Annotated in this window: 13 protein-coding genes and 1 pseudogene; 5 read left to right on the top strand and 9 right to left on the bottom strand. The window is 34.6% G+C overall.

The window, feature by feature from the left end; translation table 11 throughout:
- The first annotated feature begins 410 nt into the window (after positions 1 to 410).
- On the top strand, positions 411 to 695 hold the full coding sequence (locus AB0A59_RS08005; protein WP_458742771.1) for a hypothetical protein: 285 nt from the start codon (positions 411 to 413) through the stop codon (positions 693 to 695).
- Positions 696 to 923: 228 nt separating this feature from the next.
- Here the strand turns inward: AB0A59_RS08005 and AB0A59_RS08000 are convergent, their stop codons facing one another.
- Entirely contained in the window at positions 924 to 1,292 is a 369-nt protein-coding gene (locus tag AB0A59_RS08000) for a response regulator (RefSeq protein WP_458742769.1), read from the bottom strand.
- A gap of 149 nt (positions 1,293 to 1,441) precedes the next feature.
- A complete protein-coding gene (locus tag AB0A59_RS07995; RefSeq protein WP_458742767.1) occupies positions 1,442 to 3,340 on the bottom strand; it encodes a sensor histidine kinase in 1,899 nt (632 codons plus the stop codon).
- A 579-nt stretch (positions 3,341 to 3,919) separates the two neighbouring features.
- Here AB0A59_RS07995 and AB0A59_RS07990 point away from each other — a divergent pair.
- Positions 3,920 to 4,237: a hypothetical protein gene (locus tag AB0A59_RS07990; protein WP_458742765.1), complete on the top strand. Its 318-nt coding sequence runs from the start codon at positions 3,920 to 3,922 to the stop codon at positions 4,235 to 4,237.
- A 455-nt stretch (positions 4,238 to 4,692) separates the two neighbouring features.
- On the opposite strand, the gene AB0A59_RS07985 is transcribed toward AB0A59_RS07990, so the two are convergent.
- A complete protein-coding gene (locus AB0A59_RS07985) occupies positions 4,693 to 7,530 on the bottom strand; it encodes an Ig-like domain-containing protein (protein ID WP_458742763.1) in 2,838 nt (945 codons plus the stop codon).
- 754 nt (positions 7,531 to 8,284) lie between these two features.
- On the opposite strand from AB0A59_RS07985, the gene AB0A59_RS07980 reads away from it, so the two are divergent.
- Together AB0A59_RS07980 and AB0A59_RS07975 are read left to right on the top strand one after the other, a co-directional pair.
- Positions 8,285 to 8,569: a hypothetical protein gene (locus tag AB0A59_RS07980; protein ID WP_458742761.1), complete on the top strand. Its 285-nt coding sequence runs from the start codon at positions 8,285 to 8,287 to the stop codon at positions 8,567 to 8,569.
- Between the two features lie 383 nt (positions 8,570 to 8,952).
- Positions 8,953 to 10,599 (top strand): S8 family peptidase, encoded by a 1,647-nt coding sequence (locus tag AB0A59_RS07975; RefSeq protein WP_458742759.1) that lies wholly within the window; start codon positions 8,953 to 8,955, stop codon positions 10,597 to 10,599.
- 98 nt (positions 10,600 to 10,697) lie between these two features.
- Here AB0A59_RS07975 and AB0A59_RS07970 read toward each other — a convergent pair whose 3' ends face one another.
- From AB0A59_RS07970 to AB0A59_RS07960, 3 genes are all read right to left on the bottom strand, one after another.
- The gene (locus AB0A59_RS07970; protein WP_458742757.1) at positions 10,698 to 10,994 is read right to left on the bottom strand and encodes a hypothetical protein; all 297 of its coding nucleotides are present in this window, start codon (positions 10,992 to 10,994) and stop codon (positions 10,698 to 10,700) included.
- A 568-nt stretch (positions 10,995 to 11,562) separates the two neighbouring features.
- Positions 11,563 to 11,973, bottom strand: a complete 411-nt coding sequence (locus AB0A59_RS07965) for a Trm112 family protein (protein ID WP_458742756.1) — start codon at positions 11,971 to 11,973, stop codon at positions 11,563 to 11,565.
- A gap of 955 nt (positions 11,974 to 12,928) precedes the next feature.
- Positions 12,929 to 13,702 (bottom strand): SIMPL domain-containing protein, encoded by a 774-nt coding sequence (locus AB0A59_RS07960; protein ID WP_458742754.1) that lies wholly within the window; start codon positions 13,700 to 13,702, stop codon positions 12,929 to 12,931.
- Between the two features lie 111 nt (positions 13,703 to 13,813).
- Between AB0A59_RS07960 and AB0A59_RS07955 the strand changes: the two genes are divergently transcribed.
- Positions 13,814 to 14,206 (top strand): hypothetical protein, encoded by a 393-nt coding sequence (locus AB0A59_RS07955; protein WP_458742753.1) that lies wholly within the window; start codon positions 13,814 to 13,816, stop codon positions 14,204 to 14,206.
- A gap of 209 nt (positions 14,207 to 14,415) precedes the next feature.
- Here the strand turns inward: AB0A59_RS07955 and wecB are convergent, their stop codons facing one another.
- The 3 genes and pseudogenes from wecB to AB0A59_RS07940 form a co-directional block, all read right to left on the bottom strand.
- On the bottom strand, positions 14,416 to 15,504 hold the full coding sequence (gene wecB / locus AB0A59_RS07950) for a non-hydrolyzing UDP-N-acetylglucosamine 2-epimerase (RefSeq protein WP_458742751.1): 1,089 nt from the start codon (positions 15,502 to 15,504) through the stop codon (positions 14,416 to 14,418).
- Between the two features lie 113 nt (positions 15,505 to 15,617).
- Positions 15,618 to 16,447 (bottom strand): annotated as a pseudogene (locus tag AB0A59_RS07945) (transposase).
- A 155-nt stretch (positions 16,448 to 16,602) separates the two neighbouring features.
- Positions 16,603 to 18,117, bottom strand: a complete 1,515-nt coding sequence (locus tag AB0A59_RS07940) for a UDP-N-acetylglucosamine 2-epimerase (RefSeq protein ID WP_458742750.1) — start codon at positions 18,115 to 18,117, stop codon at positions 16,603 to 16,605.
- Between the last annotated feature and the right edge of the window lie 466 nt (positions 18,118 to 18,583).

The raw sequence follows: 18,583 nt of genomic DNA, 5'->3' as shown, positions 1-18,583 counted from the left end.
AATCATTATATCAATAAATAATCCAAATTATACTTCTCAGAATCAATCATAATAAAAAAAGGATTAACAAGTTTAGTCTTCAAACAGTTGTATTTATCCTAATTTCATTTCTACCTGCGTCTATTTCATTCTTAAGGATAATGGAAAGGTAGATTTCGTATGCTAACGGTGCTACTGCATATAGGGTATGTATATAATTTATATTTAATCTAGTAACAAGTATAATCTGAATTTTTGTATAATGGCCAAAACCATAAATCATTAAGAAACTAGTTTTGTGAACAGAAAAGGTGGAATATTATGTTAGAATAAAATTTTAAAACACTTTTGTATTGAAGAATCATATTTAGTAAGATTATTTCAGAATCTGATTAAACAATCCAATTATATAATACGCTACAATATCTTGCATGAATAAGAAAATTCAAATATCAATCTTGTCAATCTTTGTTGCAGCGGCATTGGTAGGTTCAGTACTAACCATTGGTGAGAACATGGCATTCGCAGGCGGAGACAACCACCATGGCGATAAAAAGAAAAAGAAATCAAATGAAGCAGTACAAGGAATCGGTCAAAGTACAGAAACACTCCAATCATCAGAATGTGGTTCTGGTAACGATACAAAAGCATCATGTAATAACTTAGCCTTCTCACTTAACTTGAATGACGGCAACAACGCATTAGCTCAAGAGTAATCTCTTTCTTTTTTACTATTTCATTTTTTTTCTTAACGTTTATACTTACGACGAAAATTTGTCAGAATTATCATATTGTTTCTGTTAAAGAATTACTTGGTTTGAAATTTAATCTTTCGTATAAAAAAAAACTAAAATTATATGTTAAACTAGTTCTATAAAAGCAATAATATATAGTTAGCTAACCTCGAATACTCTTATCCGTTAATCTTTTTGAAAAGAACCTTTTCAGTTTTTTCTCAAGTGTATCCTAATTAATTCTTCCAGATCTTCAACAGCTAAAGGTTTATGAATAATTCCCTTAGCTCCTGCTCCTAATAATCTATCTATCTCTTTTTGATCTACTAACGAAGCAGTAAAAATGACAATATTTTTTTCTGATACTGTTCCCTCCTCCTTTAATATATCAAAAATTTGAATACCACTAAAATCCGGTATTGCCAAATCAAGCAACACCAAATCAAAATTTTCTTTCCTTAAAGTCTCCAGTCCTTTTTTTCCGCTGTTTTCTGAAATACAGGTAATACCATTTAGCTCTAAAAAAAAAGTAACTACATCAATATTTTCCTGGTTATCATCTATTACAAGGACCTTCAATAACCATGACGAGTACAGCTTATTATATTAAGTTTATTCTGGTTATTTGGATAAATTGATGGTTCGTTCAATGCCTAAAAGCTGAATAAAAAATGAGTATTTTGATCCAACGCTTCAGAGCAAAAAGGTGTATAAAAATCAGTTAAAAACTAAATAGGAAGTGTAAATCTAAAGGATGCACCCTCTTTATAATTTCTGTCTATCCAGATGGTACCTTCATGCGATTCAATAATACCTTTGCAAATAACTAGACCCAATCCAGTTCCTCCATGTTTTCGTGTTAAAGAAGTATCTATTTGATAAAATTTCCTAAACATACTATCTATTTTGTCAGGTGGGATGCCTGGACCGTTATCCTCAACAGTAATAAGAATTTTATTGCTCTTATTTGCAGTCTTTTGATCAGTATCCTGTGAATCATTGTAATATTCCACACTTACATTAATCTTGCCGTTATCAGCAGGTACAAAGTCAATCGAATTTTTAATTAAATTTCCCAATACTTGATTAATCCTTTGTGGATCGCATTGAATTTTTAAATCCTCACTCACTTTCAATTCAGCGTTTAGTTGAATTTTTTTTTCACTGTCTTGAGTTTTAATTATTTGTTCAAATTCAGAAATTGCATTATCAAGAAGCGTTTTGACAGTAATTTCCTGTAAAGAAAGTCTTAGCCTATTCATCTCTAGTCTGTATACATCCAGCACGTCTCCAACTAGTCTTTCCATTGTTGTTACGTTTCTTAAAATTGAGTCTAATGCTTTTTTCTGTTTTCGGTTTATTTCACCCATATATTTTGGTTTTAGTAACATACCTGCATAAGCTTTAATTGGCATTAACGGGGTTCTTAGCTCGTGACTGACCATTGATATGAATTCTTCCTTGGCTTTTTCAGACGCTACTAATTTTTCATTAACAATCCCTAGTCTATGATTTGCCTCATCTAGCTCTATTGTCCTTTTTTTTACTTCATTGCCTAAATCTTTGTTCCAACTTCTTAATAAAATAAATACTATTATAACTCCTGCAGACATTGTGAAAAACAATACTGCACTTTGAATCCTCTCATTATGGAGGATTTCATTCATACTTTGATATATCGAATTAGTGGGGGTAACAACAGCCAACCCATAAGCCATGTTTCCATCAACAAATATTGGAAATGCTGTATTATATCGTTCGCCTGACTCAGTAGTGTAAAGGCCCTGATCCTCGTTACCATTTAACAAGCTATTTATGATCCTATTAAAAACGCCACCTTTGTCAATAACTTCTTGTATTTCGGGACTCATGAAATTTTTACCAATAAATTCACTGCGTGGACTTATCATAATAGTCCCATTTTTATCATATCCGACAAGAAATTGGGTCTCAATATTAAATATATTTCCGTATCTGTCAAACATTTCAGAAACAGGCATTGATACTGCTACTAATCCAAGATAATTGCTTGATTTGTTTGTCTCCTCACTGTCAAAACCACTATGATTAGCTCCATCTAGTCCGAAAGTTTTCAGGATAGGATAAGTTAAGGTTATTCTGTTTTTACTGTCTGCTCCCGTAAACAATTCTGAATAAACTGGTTTCATACTCTCCTTAGTTTGATTCACATAATCTCTAAAAGATAGATCTAGCCCCAAAAATTTGTCTTCACCCGGGAGGGTAAAACTATTTGTTACTATTCCAGAGTTGTTTACAATATATAGTCTGTCTGCTTTTTGTTTAACGATGTCGTAGGTGTGGTTTATTTCGCGGTTAAGAAAATCTAGCATGTGGTTTAAAGTACTATTGCTTATGTTATTATATTGAGGAGCAGATGATATAACATATTTTTCAGATTCGAGGTGGGCAACATTTTCAATCATATTCATCATTGTACCCAAGTCTGTACCAATACTATTAGCAATGGATTTTCCAGATTGATTTTGGAGGGCAATGTGCTGATTAAGTAAGCTATCCAAGGATGCCTTTTCATTTACTTGTTGCAAGTAAAAGTAGACAAGATTAGCTATGGCAACCATCGAAACAATAATAATTAAACTTATCACATGATTTTTTAGCAAATACTTTAATTCCTTATTTATATTATATAAAAAAATTTCTATTGGATTTACCTTTGCCCTCTGATATATCGTCCTGTTCTGAACCTCGAGTATCCATAAAGTTGCAGGTATCTGACGCTTTTGTTTTTTTTATTTTCTAAAGATATACATATAATTTTACCTTACAGTTAATGTTAATTATTGAGTCTCAGATACCATTTGGATAGTTATTCTTCCCACAAGTCCACGTACAAATTTAATTTGAGATGTTCATCGAATGTTGTAAACCACTAGAAAAATACTAATTCCAACTTTATTTTAATTTTGTAATTGTACAGTCAAAATATTTATAATATCTACATGGACGTTGATAAACTGTTACAAATAATGTTTATCAAAGTTTCTGATCAGTATACAATAATAACTTTACATTTTAAAGCGTAAAACAACTTTGCGACATAATAGAGTATCAAAAATCGTACATTAAAATTTTAAAACACTTTTGTATTGAAGAATCATATTTAGTAAGATTATTTCAGAATCTGATTAAACAATCCAATTATATAATACGCTACAATATCTTGCATGAATAAGAAAATTCAAATATCAATCTTGTCAATCTTTGTTGCAGCAGCCTTAATTGGCTCCGTAGCAGCAGTTGGTAACAATATGGCATTCGCAGGTGGAAATGACCACGATGATGATGATAAGAAGAAAGATAAAAAATCACATCATGACGGAAAAAAGAGAACCAGCAATGAAGCAGTACAAGGAATCGGTCAAAGTACAGAAACATTCCAATCATCAGAATGTGGTTCTGGTAACGATACAAAAGCATCATGCAATAATTTAGCCTTCTCACTTAACTTAAATGACGGCAACAACGCATTAGGTCAACAATAAGACCTTTTTTTTATTAACCAAATAAATTTTATCTTAAAATCTTAACTATATCCTTTGCATGTCTTTTGTTTAATTATTATAAATAGTTTGTAAGACTTTGCGAGGTCAACATGGAAATGAAACCAAGTAAATATGTTTTTCTTGTTTTAGATATTGATATTGTTTACTCGGTATTAGAAAAAAAATTAGTCAAATTAACCTATAAAAATATTGACTAAAGTATATTACCTCTTTTGAGGTTAATGTATTATAAGACTTAGCAAACTGAACCTATTTGACAGACATTTTTATCTAATTTGTTATTTTTTGGAATAAAATACTTGTGGATTTCAAATCTTTTGCTTTATGTGAAATTTATTTATTAAAAAATTAAAATCAAATCTTTCAAAAAACAGGGTACTCTAGCATGACGACCAAAGTTATTCATAGAGGAGCAGGTTCATAATTTCTGTTCGTTAGTTGCCAAATAAATTCCTCATATTATCTTCAAAGCCGGGAAATCCATCTGAAAACAGGCCAGTATTACTACTGTTTGTATTATTAGAAGACCTAGGTGAAGCAGGTGGTGGTGGTGTGTTATCTTCGTCATTTGATGCTGGAGGTGTGTTATCTTCTCCTGAATTGCTAGTGTCAGGTTCATCTTCAGATTCAGGCTCAGCAGGTGGCTCCACTGCGTTTACTGTTATTGTTACAGTGGCTGTATTGCTATCCACTGTTCCGTCATTGGCATTGAAGGTGAAACTGTCCTGTCCTGTAAATCCAGCATCAGATGTATAGACCAAACTACCTGTTTCTTCGTTAAGGTCTGTGATGGTGCCTGATTGTGGCTCTGAAACTATAGCATATGTCAAAGCATTACCTTGCGGGTCTGTAGCCTTGAGAGTTATTTCTGTTGGATCAGCGGTATTTGCAGTTACACTCTGTTTTTCAGCTACCGGTGGTTGATTGACTTGGTTTACTGTTATTGTTACAGTGGCTGTATTGCTATCCACTGTTCCGTCATTGGCATTGAAGGTGAAACTGTCCTGTCCTGTAAATCCAGCATCAGATGTATAGACCAAACTACCTGTTTCTTCGTTAAGGTCTGTGATGGTGCCTGATTGTGGCTCTGAAACTATAGCATATGTCAAAGCATTACCTTGCGGGTCTGTAGCCTTGAGAGTTATTTCTGTTGGATCAGCGGTATTTGCAGTTACACTCTGTTTTTCAGCTACCGGTGGTTGATTGACTTGGTTTACTGTTATTGTTACAGTGGCTGTATTGCTATCCACTGTTCCGTCATTGGCATTGAAGGTGAAACTGTCCTGTCCTGTAAATCCAGCATCAGATGTATAGACCAAACTACCTGTTTCTTCGTTAAGGTCTGTGATGGTGCCTGATTGTGGCTCTGAAACTATAGCATATGTCAAAGCATTACCTTGCGGGTCTGTAGCCTTGAGAGTTATTTCTGTTGGATCAGCGGTATTTGCAGTTACACTCTGTTTTTCAGCTACCGGTGGTTGATTGACTTGGTTTACTGTTATTGTTACAGTGGCTGTATTGCTATCCACTGTTCCGTCATTGGCATTGAAGGTGAAACTGTCCTGTCCTGTAAATCCAGCATCAGATGTATAGACCAAACTACCTGTTTCTTCGTTAAGGTCTGTGATGGTGCCTGATTGTGGCTCTGAAACTATAGCATATGTCAAAGCATTACCTTGCGGGTCTGTAGCCTTGAGAGTTATTTCTGTTGGATCAGCGGTATTTGCAGTTACACTCTGTTTTTCAGCTACCGGTGGTTGATTGACTTGGTTTACTGTTATTGTTACAGTGGCTGTATTGCTATCCACTGTTCCGTCATTGGCATTGAAGGTGAAACTGTCCTGTCCTGTAAATCCAGCATCAGATGTATAGACCAAACTACCTGTTTCTTCGTTAAGGTCTGTGATGGTGCCTGATTGTGGCTCTGAAACTATAGCATATGTCAAAGCATTACCTTGCGGGTCTGTAGCCTTGAGAGTTATTTCTGTTGGATCAGCGGTATTTGCAGTTACACTCTGTTTTTCAGCTACCGGTGGTTGATTGAACGGTAACAAATTCTGAATTGTAACTTTGATACTTTTTTCAGATGATAAGCCATTTTTATCAGTCACCTTAACCTTGAAAACTATGACTTGATTTGAAGTTCCTTCAAGAAGTGGAGCATTGAAAGAAGCCTTGGATTTGAAAATGTCAAACAAATCTACTCTTAACCCTGCAATCTGACTCCATTCATACGTTAGACTATTGCCGTCTTTTGAATCAAAGCTACCCGATGCGTCTAAGATAACACCGTTAAGTCCTTCATCGATTGTTATTTCATTCTCTAAACTTATTACTGGAGGGTTACAACCTGTTCTGTCCCTAATCGCTGTAAATGAGTTATCCACAAAATTAGTAACGTCTTGATCAAACAGATCTAAAACAGAAGCCTTTGAAAAACTGTAACTAAATGAATCCAAATATTCGCAAATGAGATGATCGTAGCTTCCGTCATCTTGGATATTGCCTATTGCATTGTTTAGTGAATCTGATAATTCTTCTTGAAGATTTGGAGGCATAATGATTGTCGAAACAAAATCACGTAGGTTTATTATAGAATTTTCAAGGGGTATGATTGTCCATGCCAAGGATGGGGGATTCGAATCTTTATTATTTGATGTGTCTACCGCCCTAACTTGAAAAGTATGTGGTCCGGCTTCAAGGTCCAAATAATAGCAACCAGACTTGTCATTACCTTGGTAATCTACGGTGCTTGGACGCCAGTTACTATCATCTAACTTGCATTCAAAGCCTTTGACTCCTACCAAGTCAGAACCAGTAAATGCAAATCCAATGTCATCAGAAATTGTAAAATCATCGTTAATTATTATCCCCATCCAGTCTGTTTTACTGATTCCAAGCTCGGTTGTGGGAGGCGTTGTATCCTCAACTAATACATCAAAAGAGGCTTCTGCATCATTTCCTGCCTCGTCTACTGCAGTGCAATCTACTTTAGTGGTTCCTAGTGCAAAAATAGTGTCACTTTGCGGTGTACAGGTAGCTTCAAGAGGAGAACCAGTAGCATTTGTTGCCGACACAGTATAAGAAACAAGTGAACCTTCGGGTCCAGTCGCTTCTGAAACTACTGGACTGTCAGGGACACTGATTATGGGATTCTCATCGCCATTTTGAGGACCGCTATTTTGCGCATGTACACTAATCCAGGCTGAATAATTGACGTAAACGGTAGCAGATAATACTAAGACAAACACAAGTATGAAATTCTTGTTCAATATTAATTCAAAAAAGGTCAGCTATTTAAGTCCTATTATAACTTTGAGAGGGATGAAAATAGTATACGCATATTTTCAATAAGAATAAAAAGATATAAAATCTGGTAAATTATTCTACAACTTCATATGGACTAATGATGTTCAACTCGAAACTACCACCCTTTACTAATTATTATAGACCATCCTGACTAATTTCTTTATTTATTATGATGTTGCTTTTGACTACAGATATGACTCGCTAAAGAAAAAATGTATGCAACGGTAAGAAGCTAGTAATATAATTAACATCACTCCGTTCGAGTCAAACTAGAGCCAACATTGTCAGGAATTTAAACAGGGAGACTAAACTCATTTGTAATTGTTATCTAATTGAGTGTTTAATGGGGCTTCGGGAACGGCTCATTTATTTAAAATAAAATAGCTGTAGAATGGCCCCATAACCAAATTCATTAAGATTACACCACATTCGTACATAGTGCAATGTCCTACCAGGAGATCTAGCATAAAATATGTTCTTTTAACCTATTATAGTCGCAAAAAATCCCCTTAGATACATTTAATTTGGATGCAAGAGCCGTGTGAATGATTTTTGTTTTCAAGTAAAACATGAAACGGGTACTATCACTGAGCCAAGGATCAACCAATATATTGTACTGAATCTTATGGAGAATTTTTATTGAAGAATCATATTTAGTAAGATTATTTCAGAATCTGATTAAACAATCCAATTATATAATACGCTACAATATCTTGCATGAATAAGAAAATTCAAATATCAATCTTGTCAATCTTTGTTGCAGCGGCATTGGTAGGTTCAGTCCTAACCATTGGTGAGAACATGGCATTCGCAGGCGGAGACAACCACCATGGCGATAAAAAGAAAAAGAAATCAAATGAAGCAGTACAAGGAATCGGTCAAAATACAGAAACATTCCAATTATCAGAATGTGGTTCTGGTGACGATACAGTAGCATCATGCAATAACTTAGCCTTCTCACTTAACTTGAATGACGGCAACAACGCATTAGGTCAACAATAAGACCTTTTTTTATTTTTAAAATCCAGATTATAGTAATTTTTATAGTGATTTATAAATATTCTAAAATAATTCTGTCAACGTTACTTCTTAATATAATTGGCTTTCAGGCTGCAAAATACGGATTTGTTTCTCCTAAAGTAATCATTCTATATATTATAGATTTTGTTATTGTCAATTCGTTAAATTAATTTCTCGTTAGTATTTTTATCTATCATAAAACTATACCAGTATTTGATATTTGTTGAGTGTTGTATAATCAAGATCTGAAACTATGAGAAGATAAAATTTTCAATATTTCATAAATGATCAAGCTTCAATATTAATATGTGAATTGCAAAAGCCGTCAACATGCTAAATCCGTTCTCATTTCTTTAATGATCTTTATGAGTATATTTAGCACAAGCATTGTTCAGAGTGTTGACGCATTTAACATAGGCTTGCCTGATATACCCTTCCTAAATTTCGGTTTTGATAATAATTCTCCTCAACAAGAAGACAGTTCTTCTATTATTGACTTTGAGACAGTAGTTACAAACATTATACCAAAATCCAATTCTGATGATGGTGATGATCAAGAGAACACTGACGATACAGATCCTCTATTAGATACTGTTGACAGAAATGACGGGGAAGGGCAAGCTAATAATGAGGAATCTAAAACCCAGTCTGCATCTCTTCCATTCCCTTCTAATCTGATTAATACTGTTTATAGTGACGAAAATGAGAACCCAAACGAAATGAATAAGGCTTCTCTGAAAATTCCAGATACTTTACCGTTAATTGGTGATTATACTGATATTCCATCTGCATTTCTTTCAGACGTAGAGACTTCTACTGGCAATGTAATACCCGGTCAATATATTGTAGTATTTAATGATGATGATACAACTATATCCGACTTTTTATCAACCATTTCAAACAAAATTGGTACGCAAGGTATTGAGCTCCTACAGAGTTATGAGAATGTACTAAACGGGTTGGCAATCCGTGTGCCAAATGAGAAAGTTATTGAAATCATAGAACAACTGCCAATGGTTGACTATGTAGAAAAAGATGTAATGGCTGAGGCTTTTGCTCAAACATTACCCACTGGGATTAATAGAATTGACGGTGATCTTAGCTCTACCAGATCTGGGAATGGAGCCGGTACTGTTGATGTGGACATTGCAATTCTAGACACAGGTATCGATCTTAAACATTCAGATTTGAATATTTACCATCAAAAGTCTTTTGAAACATCCTCAAGTGGAGGCTGGTCTTTATTTTTTGGTTCAGGCAAAACAACTACCTCCCCAGCTAACGATGACAATGGTCACGGAACTCACGTCGCAGGGATTGCAGCTGCCAAAGACAACTCCATAGGATCTGTGGGTGTTGCTCCAGGTGCTAAACTATGGGCCATTAAAGTATTAGATAAGAATGGTTCAGGCGCACTCTCTACTATAATTAAGGGAATAGATTATGTCACAAATTACGCTAATCAAGTAGAGGTTGCGAATTTAAGTTTGGGTTGTGAATGTAAATCAGCTGCTTTGGATACTGCAATTAATAACTCAGTTAAAGCTGGAATAACATTTGTTGCCGCAGCAGGCAACGCAGGAAAGGACGCCAGTTCATTTTCTCCTGCAAATAATCCAAATGTGCTAGCAATTTCTGCTATTGGAGATAGCGATGGAAAATGTGGGTCTAAGGGTGCTGTTACTGGATATGGAAACGATGATACATTGGCTAGTTTTAGCAACTACGGCTCTGTATTGGATCTTGCTGCACCTGGTGCAAAAATATACTCAACTTATAAGGGAAATAGTTATGCTACGATGAGTGGGACAAGTACGGCATCACCCCATGTCGCTGGAGCTGCAGCCCTTTATATGGCCTCTAACCCGGATGCTTCTCCATCTGCTGTCCGTAATGCGTTAGTAAATGGCGGCTCTTTGTCTACGACACCCTGTGATGGAAATGGTAATGGTTACTTTACTGGAGATAAAGATCAATTCAGAGAACCACTTATCTATGTAAAGAATTATTGATATTGAATCAACTCTTGTGTTGAGGCATAAAATAATTATAAAATATTTAATAAATAGTTAAGTGAGAAATAAGTTTATCCTCAATTTTAAATTCAAAATTAGGGGCAACTTTGTATACATGCTTGTCCAGGAGGACATGGGGGCATTTCGCAATTATTTATATTGTCTGGACTGTCATCAGCAGCAGAACCCCCACCAATAGTAGAGGAATTCTTTGCTGTTTCATTTTGAGCTTGAGTGGTCTTCAACATATCTTGCATGTCTAATGGCATGAGCTTATCTTTAGGATCAGCGATAGTTGCTGACACGGCATGAAGATCATTTTGTAAGTAGTATTCAACAAAAGTTGACAATACTAGGACGATAAATACTGACAAAGTGGTTGACTTGTTCAATCTAGAATATGTATTATCAAATAGTATAAAAAATTTTGATCCTCGTTGGTGTTTAAGTAAGAAGGTGCGCAGATTCATTTGGAATGTATGTAGCCTGATTTTACCAGCACAAAAAAATTGTTATATTAGAAGCCACCCACAACGACTGTGTAGAATGATAATATAGAATGATAATAAAAACAGAAATGCTAATTATCATTTCATAGGATCCTCTACTACAGGATGCTAAGTGAAGGAAGAACTGTCACCAGCACCAGCCATGGCTATCCAAAGTGCATTAAAATTCTCTTAGGAGGAGAAAGATTGTAACAAGACCTTATCTAAAACGAGATTACAAAAGCATGAAAGATTTGCACACAAATCAGTAACAACAAAAGAAATGTAAAACAAAGTGTGCCGAACTTGCCTTGGTGGTTATTTTAATGGGGATGTCAACTGAATGTTATATGTCTTTAGAGAATTCATACAAAGTCACAAGTGAACCTTTAATTTCTAATACAATAATCTGTAAATTTAGACAACAGTTTAAGATGTTGTGTGTATATGTGTTCTTTCTACCGATACGATTTCATATGGTCCATGGTTTTAAATTCTTTAAGAGGATTTCAGGAATTGATTTGTTCCAAGTTTGTAAAAACTCAATGTCCTTTTTTTTATCTCTGAGTTCATCAGGAAGAATTATCGGAATCTCTTCAGTAATGGGATAAAATCTCATACATGTCCTACAAAGTAATAGTCCCTCTTGGATAATTTCGTCAGATAAAACAGAACGGCTGTTTGGCAATTGCTGATTATTCTTGTTACTGTCAGCGTCATTGTCTTTGTAAACCTGATCGTTTGCGACAGCGCCTTGATCGTTTAGAGAAGAAGGGTGAGAAACGTCTGTTTGGGCATTAGAATTGGTTTTAAAACCTATTAGTTCTAATGTGGATACCTTGTCAAAAGGACAAACCAGAATATCTAATAGTTTTTTATTCAATTATACCTGTCAGATTTTCAAAGATATGTCTTTTAAATGTTTAACCGCGTAGCCATACCTACGTTTTTAGTTAATCAAGTATTTGGACCTCTTACAGAGAGGTTTATTCATTTGTTAAGAAGATTAAATCATCTGGTTTGTAAGATACTTTGACATTGTTTTGGTACTTAATGGCCCATAAATCAATTATTTTGAGAGCTAGGGGCACTCTATACGCCCTGGTTAAAGGGGCCAATCCGGCTGAGTATCATGACTCTAGCAAGATTTCGATTGATATCGAAACCAAGACTTTGCCGGTATTTTGTCATTTAAGTTGCGATTTATAATGTCAAATTATATAATACGTAGTCATTTCCTCGACCTTCAAGTAGACTTCATAAGTAATGTCGATTTGTGCTGTGCAGTGGCAAAAAGTCGCTACAGATGCTGCGTATGACACTTATTATATGGAAGGTAGGGTTTTTTAAAAGTTAAGACATCTTACGAGGTATTAATATGTTCTAGCCATGTACCCAGTAATCCTATTTAATCACTAAACACCCTGCTTACATCGATTTATATTCTTTCAGAGCATAGACTAATATTTCCTACCAAGATAGTCGCTTCTTTTCTATGAAAGGTTTGTGCAATAAATAAAAAGCGGAGACTATCATGAAGTAGAGAAGTCAAAAATATGGGGGCTATGTTGTGGCTTGCTGTTATCAAGTTGCAGGATGAAGTGGCCCTAACAAACGGTCTTACTATCATTTATAATCTAGTAAATAAGTAATTATCTACATATATCATAAAAAAAAGCGTATTTAAATCGAAGTTTTTAGGCGGGCCTTTAATATTATAGTGTTTAGTTCGTTCATAGGTAGTAGGTAGATAGAAAGGTAGGTAGGCTGACAAGACTGGTCTCTGGCTGCTCACATTTATCGGTACCAAAAGTTTAGATGGATAGAAAAATTCCAAACTACCCAGTTTGATTGCCTATATAAAATACTACTGGTAGGGTGACGGTCACCTTATTCTTTTGTGGTATTATCTGGGTTGAGGGAGCAGGCATTTTTTCAGCGGTATCAGCAGCGTAATTGTCGTAAAGATAGGTTGGTGGGGAATATCCTTGTGCTGAACTAGCATCAATTTTTTTTACACCTGCAACTGTAAAGTTGCCTTCTCTAGCTAAAACTTCGGCCTTTAATTTAGCGTCTTTAAAAGCCTCCTTTAAAAGATCCATGCTGTTCTCATCTAACGTTTTCTTTGAGATGACAAAGTCTATATTTTCAACCCTGTTTGCTCCATTATTGACGGCTAAATCGATAAATTTAGAGATATTTACACCTGCCGACGTCTTGAGTTCTACTTTATTCATAGCAGTGTATGAAATTATTCTATCATAATTACTATTTTCATAATCGTAATTGGGTGTTATTTGGAAATTAGATGTGGTAATATTTTCATCGGTAAGGCCAGCTTGTCTTAGAACCTCTATCATGGCGTTCATCTTATCGGCATTATTCTTTCTAGCGGTATTTGCATTTGCATTAGTATTTTCTACGGCTAATGAAATTCTAGATTCATCCGAAGCAATTTCCCTCTCTGCACTTCCACTTGTCGAGATGGTAGGTTTTTCTTCTGGGATTACATAATTTTGTGCGTTAGCAATAGAGATGTTTGAAGTTAATACAGAAAGGGGAAGCACTACTATGAGCGATAATACGAGGAATAATTTTCTATTGAAATCCATAAAAAATTTTGATTATAAGCTTATTTAAGATTTATTATTGATACTGATTATTTATAAAATTTTTAATGCTGCTATTAAAAAGTTATATTCCCACAACTTTTAGATAAAAAAGTGGAAAAAGTAAAGAAAAAGCTTCCTAGAGGAATTTTGATAATTACTTTATTGACGGTAATTAGCGGTATACTTCTTCTTATCATGTCAATTTACGCCTTTAATTTGTTACTGCCTTTAGGTGGGATTTATCTTATGGGGCCCGCTTTTTTGTTAATTTTAGGAGTAACATCATTATTTACTGCTTATGGATTGTATAGAGGTAAGAACTGGTCGTGGAAACTTTTACTGGTACTGTCAGGGTTTGGAGCAGCTGGCTATTTACTCAATGTTGTAAATGGGCAGTTTATATCAATTATTGGAGTGATCTATAACTCCGTCATCATCTACTATATGTATAGACCTCATGTCAAGAGGTATTATGGAATAACAAAAGCTAAACAAAGAAGGTAGCTATTAGTTTAGGATGAATTACAACCTTTAATTGAGCATTTGAGCTCATTTACTATCTTATTTTCTACCTAATACTTTGGAAATTTACAATTATGCACAACATTGACTAGAATGATAGATGATGAAAAAAGAGTGTACAAGATATTTAATAACATCTTCACAAATAAGACATTCTATCGTAAATTATTTCTAAGTTTGTTTAACCTAAATTAATCAAATATTTCATTTAGGATGATTTCTTTAATAGCCTTTGACGTATTTCCCTCTCCAAAAATTTGATTTTGAGTTTTATTCTCAGGGACCCATTTTCTAACACTAGATACTATTTTCTCCGTATTGGTATCGGTCAAAATGTTCCAGCCCTCCTTAACGGTTTCTACCCATTCTGTGTTTCTCCTGATGGTTATGCATGGGACAGAAAGTAAATAGGCTTCTTTTTGCAAGCCACCAGAATCAGTTATGATCTTATCAGCATTTTTAACCAAATGGGTAAAGTCAATGTAACCAACAGGAGGAATCATTAATACATTTTTGCAGTTCTTTAGTTTTTGATATAACTTTTTTTCTTTTAATATTTTTTTGGTGCGAGGATGAATAGGGAATACTATTTTGACATCTGACAAAGCCGTAAATGCTCCTATGATGGAGAGGAAACTGGCATCAATTTCTGTGTTTTCGGCTCTATGCATGGTGAATATGATATAATTTTTAGGATCCAAATCCAAATCCTTTGTAATTCTGGACTTGGAAGCTAACTTTTTAGCTTTTGAAATTATTTCAACTGATAAATCTCCAGTTTCATAGATTTTTCCAAATACATTTTCACTCTCTAAATTATGACTTGCAGTTCTTGTCGGCGCAAATAAGTAATGACTTAAATTGTCAGTTAAAATTCTGTTTATTTCCTCGGGCATCCTCCTGTCAAAGCTTCTTAATCCGGATTCTACATGTGCAACTCTGATATTGGATTTAATTGCAGCAAAGGCGCCAGCGAATGTTGAATTTGTGTCACCGTAAACTAAGACCAAGTCGTACCTATTTTTGGTCAATATTCTTTCAATTTTCTTTATCATTTCTCCGACTTGAAGACCGGGTAGGCCAGATCCTATCTCTAAATTGTAATCAGGCTTTGGTAACTTAAATTCATTAAAAAAAATTTCAGATAATCTATAATCATAATGCTGTCCCGTGTGAATAATCTCATGATGAAGTTCATTTCTAAGTCTATCATGAATTGGTTTTAATTTTATAAAATTAGGTCTCGCGCCGACAATAGAAACAACCCTTTGATTTTTCAATTTAAGTCTTTATCGAATCAAATGTTAGAAGCGATATATTATTGCTTTGTTGCATGATTCGTGATATCTGATAATTTCTATAATTGGTATTATATTCTCCTGAACTAGTTATACTATGAAACTTTAAGCATCATATTTTTAGCGTGTTTTGAAACTTGGAGATGGATGTGTTCTCCAGACATGTTCTTGATAGATGAAAAGGGAGCATTCAGAAAACTATCTGTATCCATACTTTCTTTTCTTCTTTCTTTTCAGTAAATCCTTTGTTTGTTGTATTACCTATTTGTTCCTTTCTTTCCTGGTATTTCTAATTAAACCAATGGAGTCGCTACTTGCCTTTATCGCCTGCTTTATCTTTTTATCCTCAAGATCCCGGAAGATTGCATTGGAATCATAGGCTCCATCAGCTAAAAGTACATTTTTTTACTACGTTTTATTCACCTGAATTATTTAAAACATAGTTTACTAGTTTCCTTAGTATTCTGTCATTAAGTCCCTTCTCATTGGTTACCTTCGACATACAGATTTCTTTGGTCGTTACGTTTACTGCAACATGGATCTTGAGTTAGCTTGTTTTATTCTGTAATTTCATTTCTTGTTTATTCATTGTCCTCTATTGTTTACCTTGATATTTGTCCTATCTATTGTTATAATAAGATCATCATAATCATCTATCCTAACTTTTACCAAATCGACATCTAACTTGTTGAACCTGTTAAAGCAAGTCCATAGCTTGTATTCGAAGGCAAATTTTTCCTATAACCTTGGTTATTCCTCCAGTTTGTCTGTAAGATAGATGAAACGAATGGCGTATGTTACCAATGAAAGAATAAATGAACCTGGAAATTCAAATGGTTTGCCTTACTTATTTTTGGTCAATACCACTAATTCAGAACCCCAAGTATCAAGAATACCATACAAAAAAAATCTCGCCACGCGTCATAACAGATCTATTGTAAGAAGGCCAGTCATCATGAAAACGGATAGTCAAATCTCAGCCATATGGGTTGCTTCTCTTAAGTTAATCCTAAATTTTGTATCAGAGGTCAACAAAATTTTTCTAATCAATTATCATAAAACTATTTGGATCAGAGAAATTTAGAGAAAGTCAAATTCATCGTCTTCATGCCAAAAGTTTAATCGTTGATGGAGCCAAGGGAAAAAATTACCTTCCTTCTTTTCAAACTCCTTTTTCATCAACCGAACTATTTTTTGTGAAACTTGGCCGGGTTGCCCATATATTTTTTCTTTTGACTTGAATTTGAATCCTAGGTCTTCGTATTTATTGTTAACACAAGATACAATCTTGGGTATCCAATATCTGTTTATTGGTGGGATTAACAGATTACCCTTAGCATTAAATACCGTCTCAGGTCTGTCTGTATTGAATCTAACGGTAAAAGAACAAACGTTTGGAAAATACAACAGTTCTTCTTGCATCGAGCCAGAGTCAGTAATTTCAGCCCAGCATTTACCACTATCGAGGAATTCAATTACATGACCATATTCTTTCCATAAATTGGTCATTAGAAACTTGTCAGGAAAATCCTCCTGTAGATTCGACAATCTAGAATAAAGATCGTATTTGTTAAGAGCAGATATAGTGCCATTTAATAAGACAAGTACCACTTTAAAGTCTGTGTCTTTAATTAAATCTATCAATCCACCTATGATAGCCTTGAATCTGTGAGTCGTCAGGTTCTCCCTACGATGTATGTCCATCCTAATCCAGTTGCCAGATTCCAATTTTGGATATAATTCAAATATGCTCTGGTTTGGTTTATTCCTTCTTTTTAATCCAATAGCATCTACCACGGTATTTCCTACCACATAAATATCTTCTTCAGGATAACCTTCCCTAAGTAAATGTTCTTTATTCAGTTTGGTAGGCGCAAAAAAGAATTTCGTTCCCGATGAACAAATCCAGGTATCTATCTGCTCTGGAAAAGGTTCCTCGCGGGTAATAAACCATTTTTTTGAAATCTGGTCTGTTATAAAATTTTCAACATCAAGGTCCGTTGGGAGGCTATTGATCTTGATATATTTGATGTTTGAAGGACTCATTGATCTTAGGCCTGCTTCATTTTGTCCAACTTTTTGACCCATACCGAATACCCAAGAAAGGGTCGCCACACCTGCAACCAAAGTGTCGCCATGGACTATTGGTAACAAATCTTTCTGCGGTAGCCGAGTTCTAAGGTGCCTTCCAAAATGCGCAAATTTGAGCATGAGATCACTCGATTTTTGAATCAAATCGCCTCTAATTTGAAGGTCACATGCAATGAAGTTATCAAGTTCAAATTCCTTAATTCCATATCCAAGTAACTCGTCATAGTGCTGTCCAGTTGAAATAATAAAGGATGGCAGCCCTTGTTTTACGCACTCGATTAGAACAGGGGCCTGTTTATAAAAGTCAGGTTTGGTACCTATAACAATCGCCATGACCTTATCAAAATCGCCATACTTTGTCAATAGGTCATCAAGATTGTTATTATATATTATGTATGGGAGAAACATTGGGTCTACCGCAATTTCGTCAACCTTGTTGATATTAGATGGCTCTAATTTATCTTGTAGATCTAATCTATCCTTTTCATCATTCTTCTCTCCCATATTAGCAGATTCTCCCTCCCTTGCTTATTATTCGTATAGTCATGAGGGATTATATCAAATCTCTAAGAAAAAGGTACTATTGTCAAAACTAATTGACCAGAAACACTCAATATATAAGGAGAATTTGCTTACTTAAAGTCTCCACTGTGACTTTGAACATGCATATTCACACCTAATTTCATAGATTGTCATGTGTTTAGGAAATTCTGAAATCCTATTTTATAGAGGTTAATTTTAAATCAACCTCAAGACTTTATAGTTGATTTCATATAGCGGGATGATATATCAAGAGGATTTAGTAAGAAAGAGATTCGACAAACGGTACAAATACAATGCAATCCATAGTATTCATGCTTTGAATATGTTCTGTTTTTTAGAATCATTAAAGAGATTGATTATGTTCAATCTATAGACAACTTAATTAAACAAATCTGATGCTAATGCACTATTTAAAACATGTTTTGTA

Source organism: Candidatus Nitrosocosmicus sp. T (assembly GCF_054408485.1).
The sequence above is the reverse complement of the archived record's forward strand: the minus strand, read 5'-3'. Positions and strand labels throughout refer to the sequence as shown.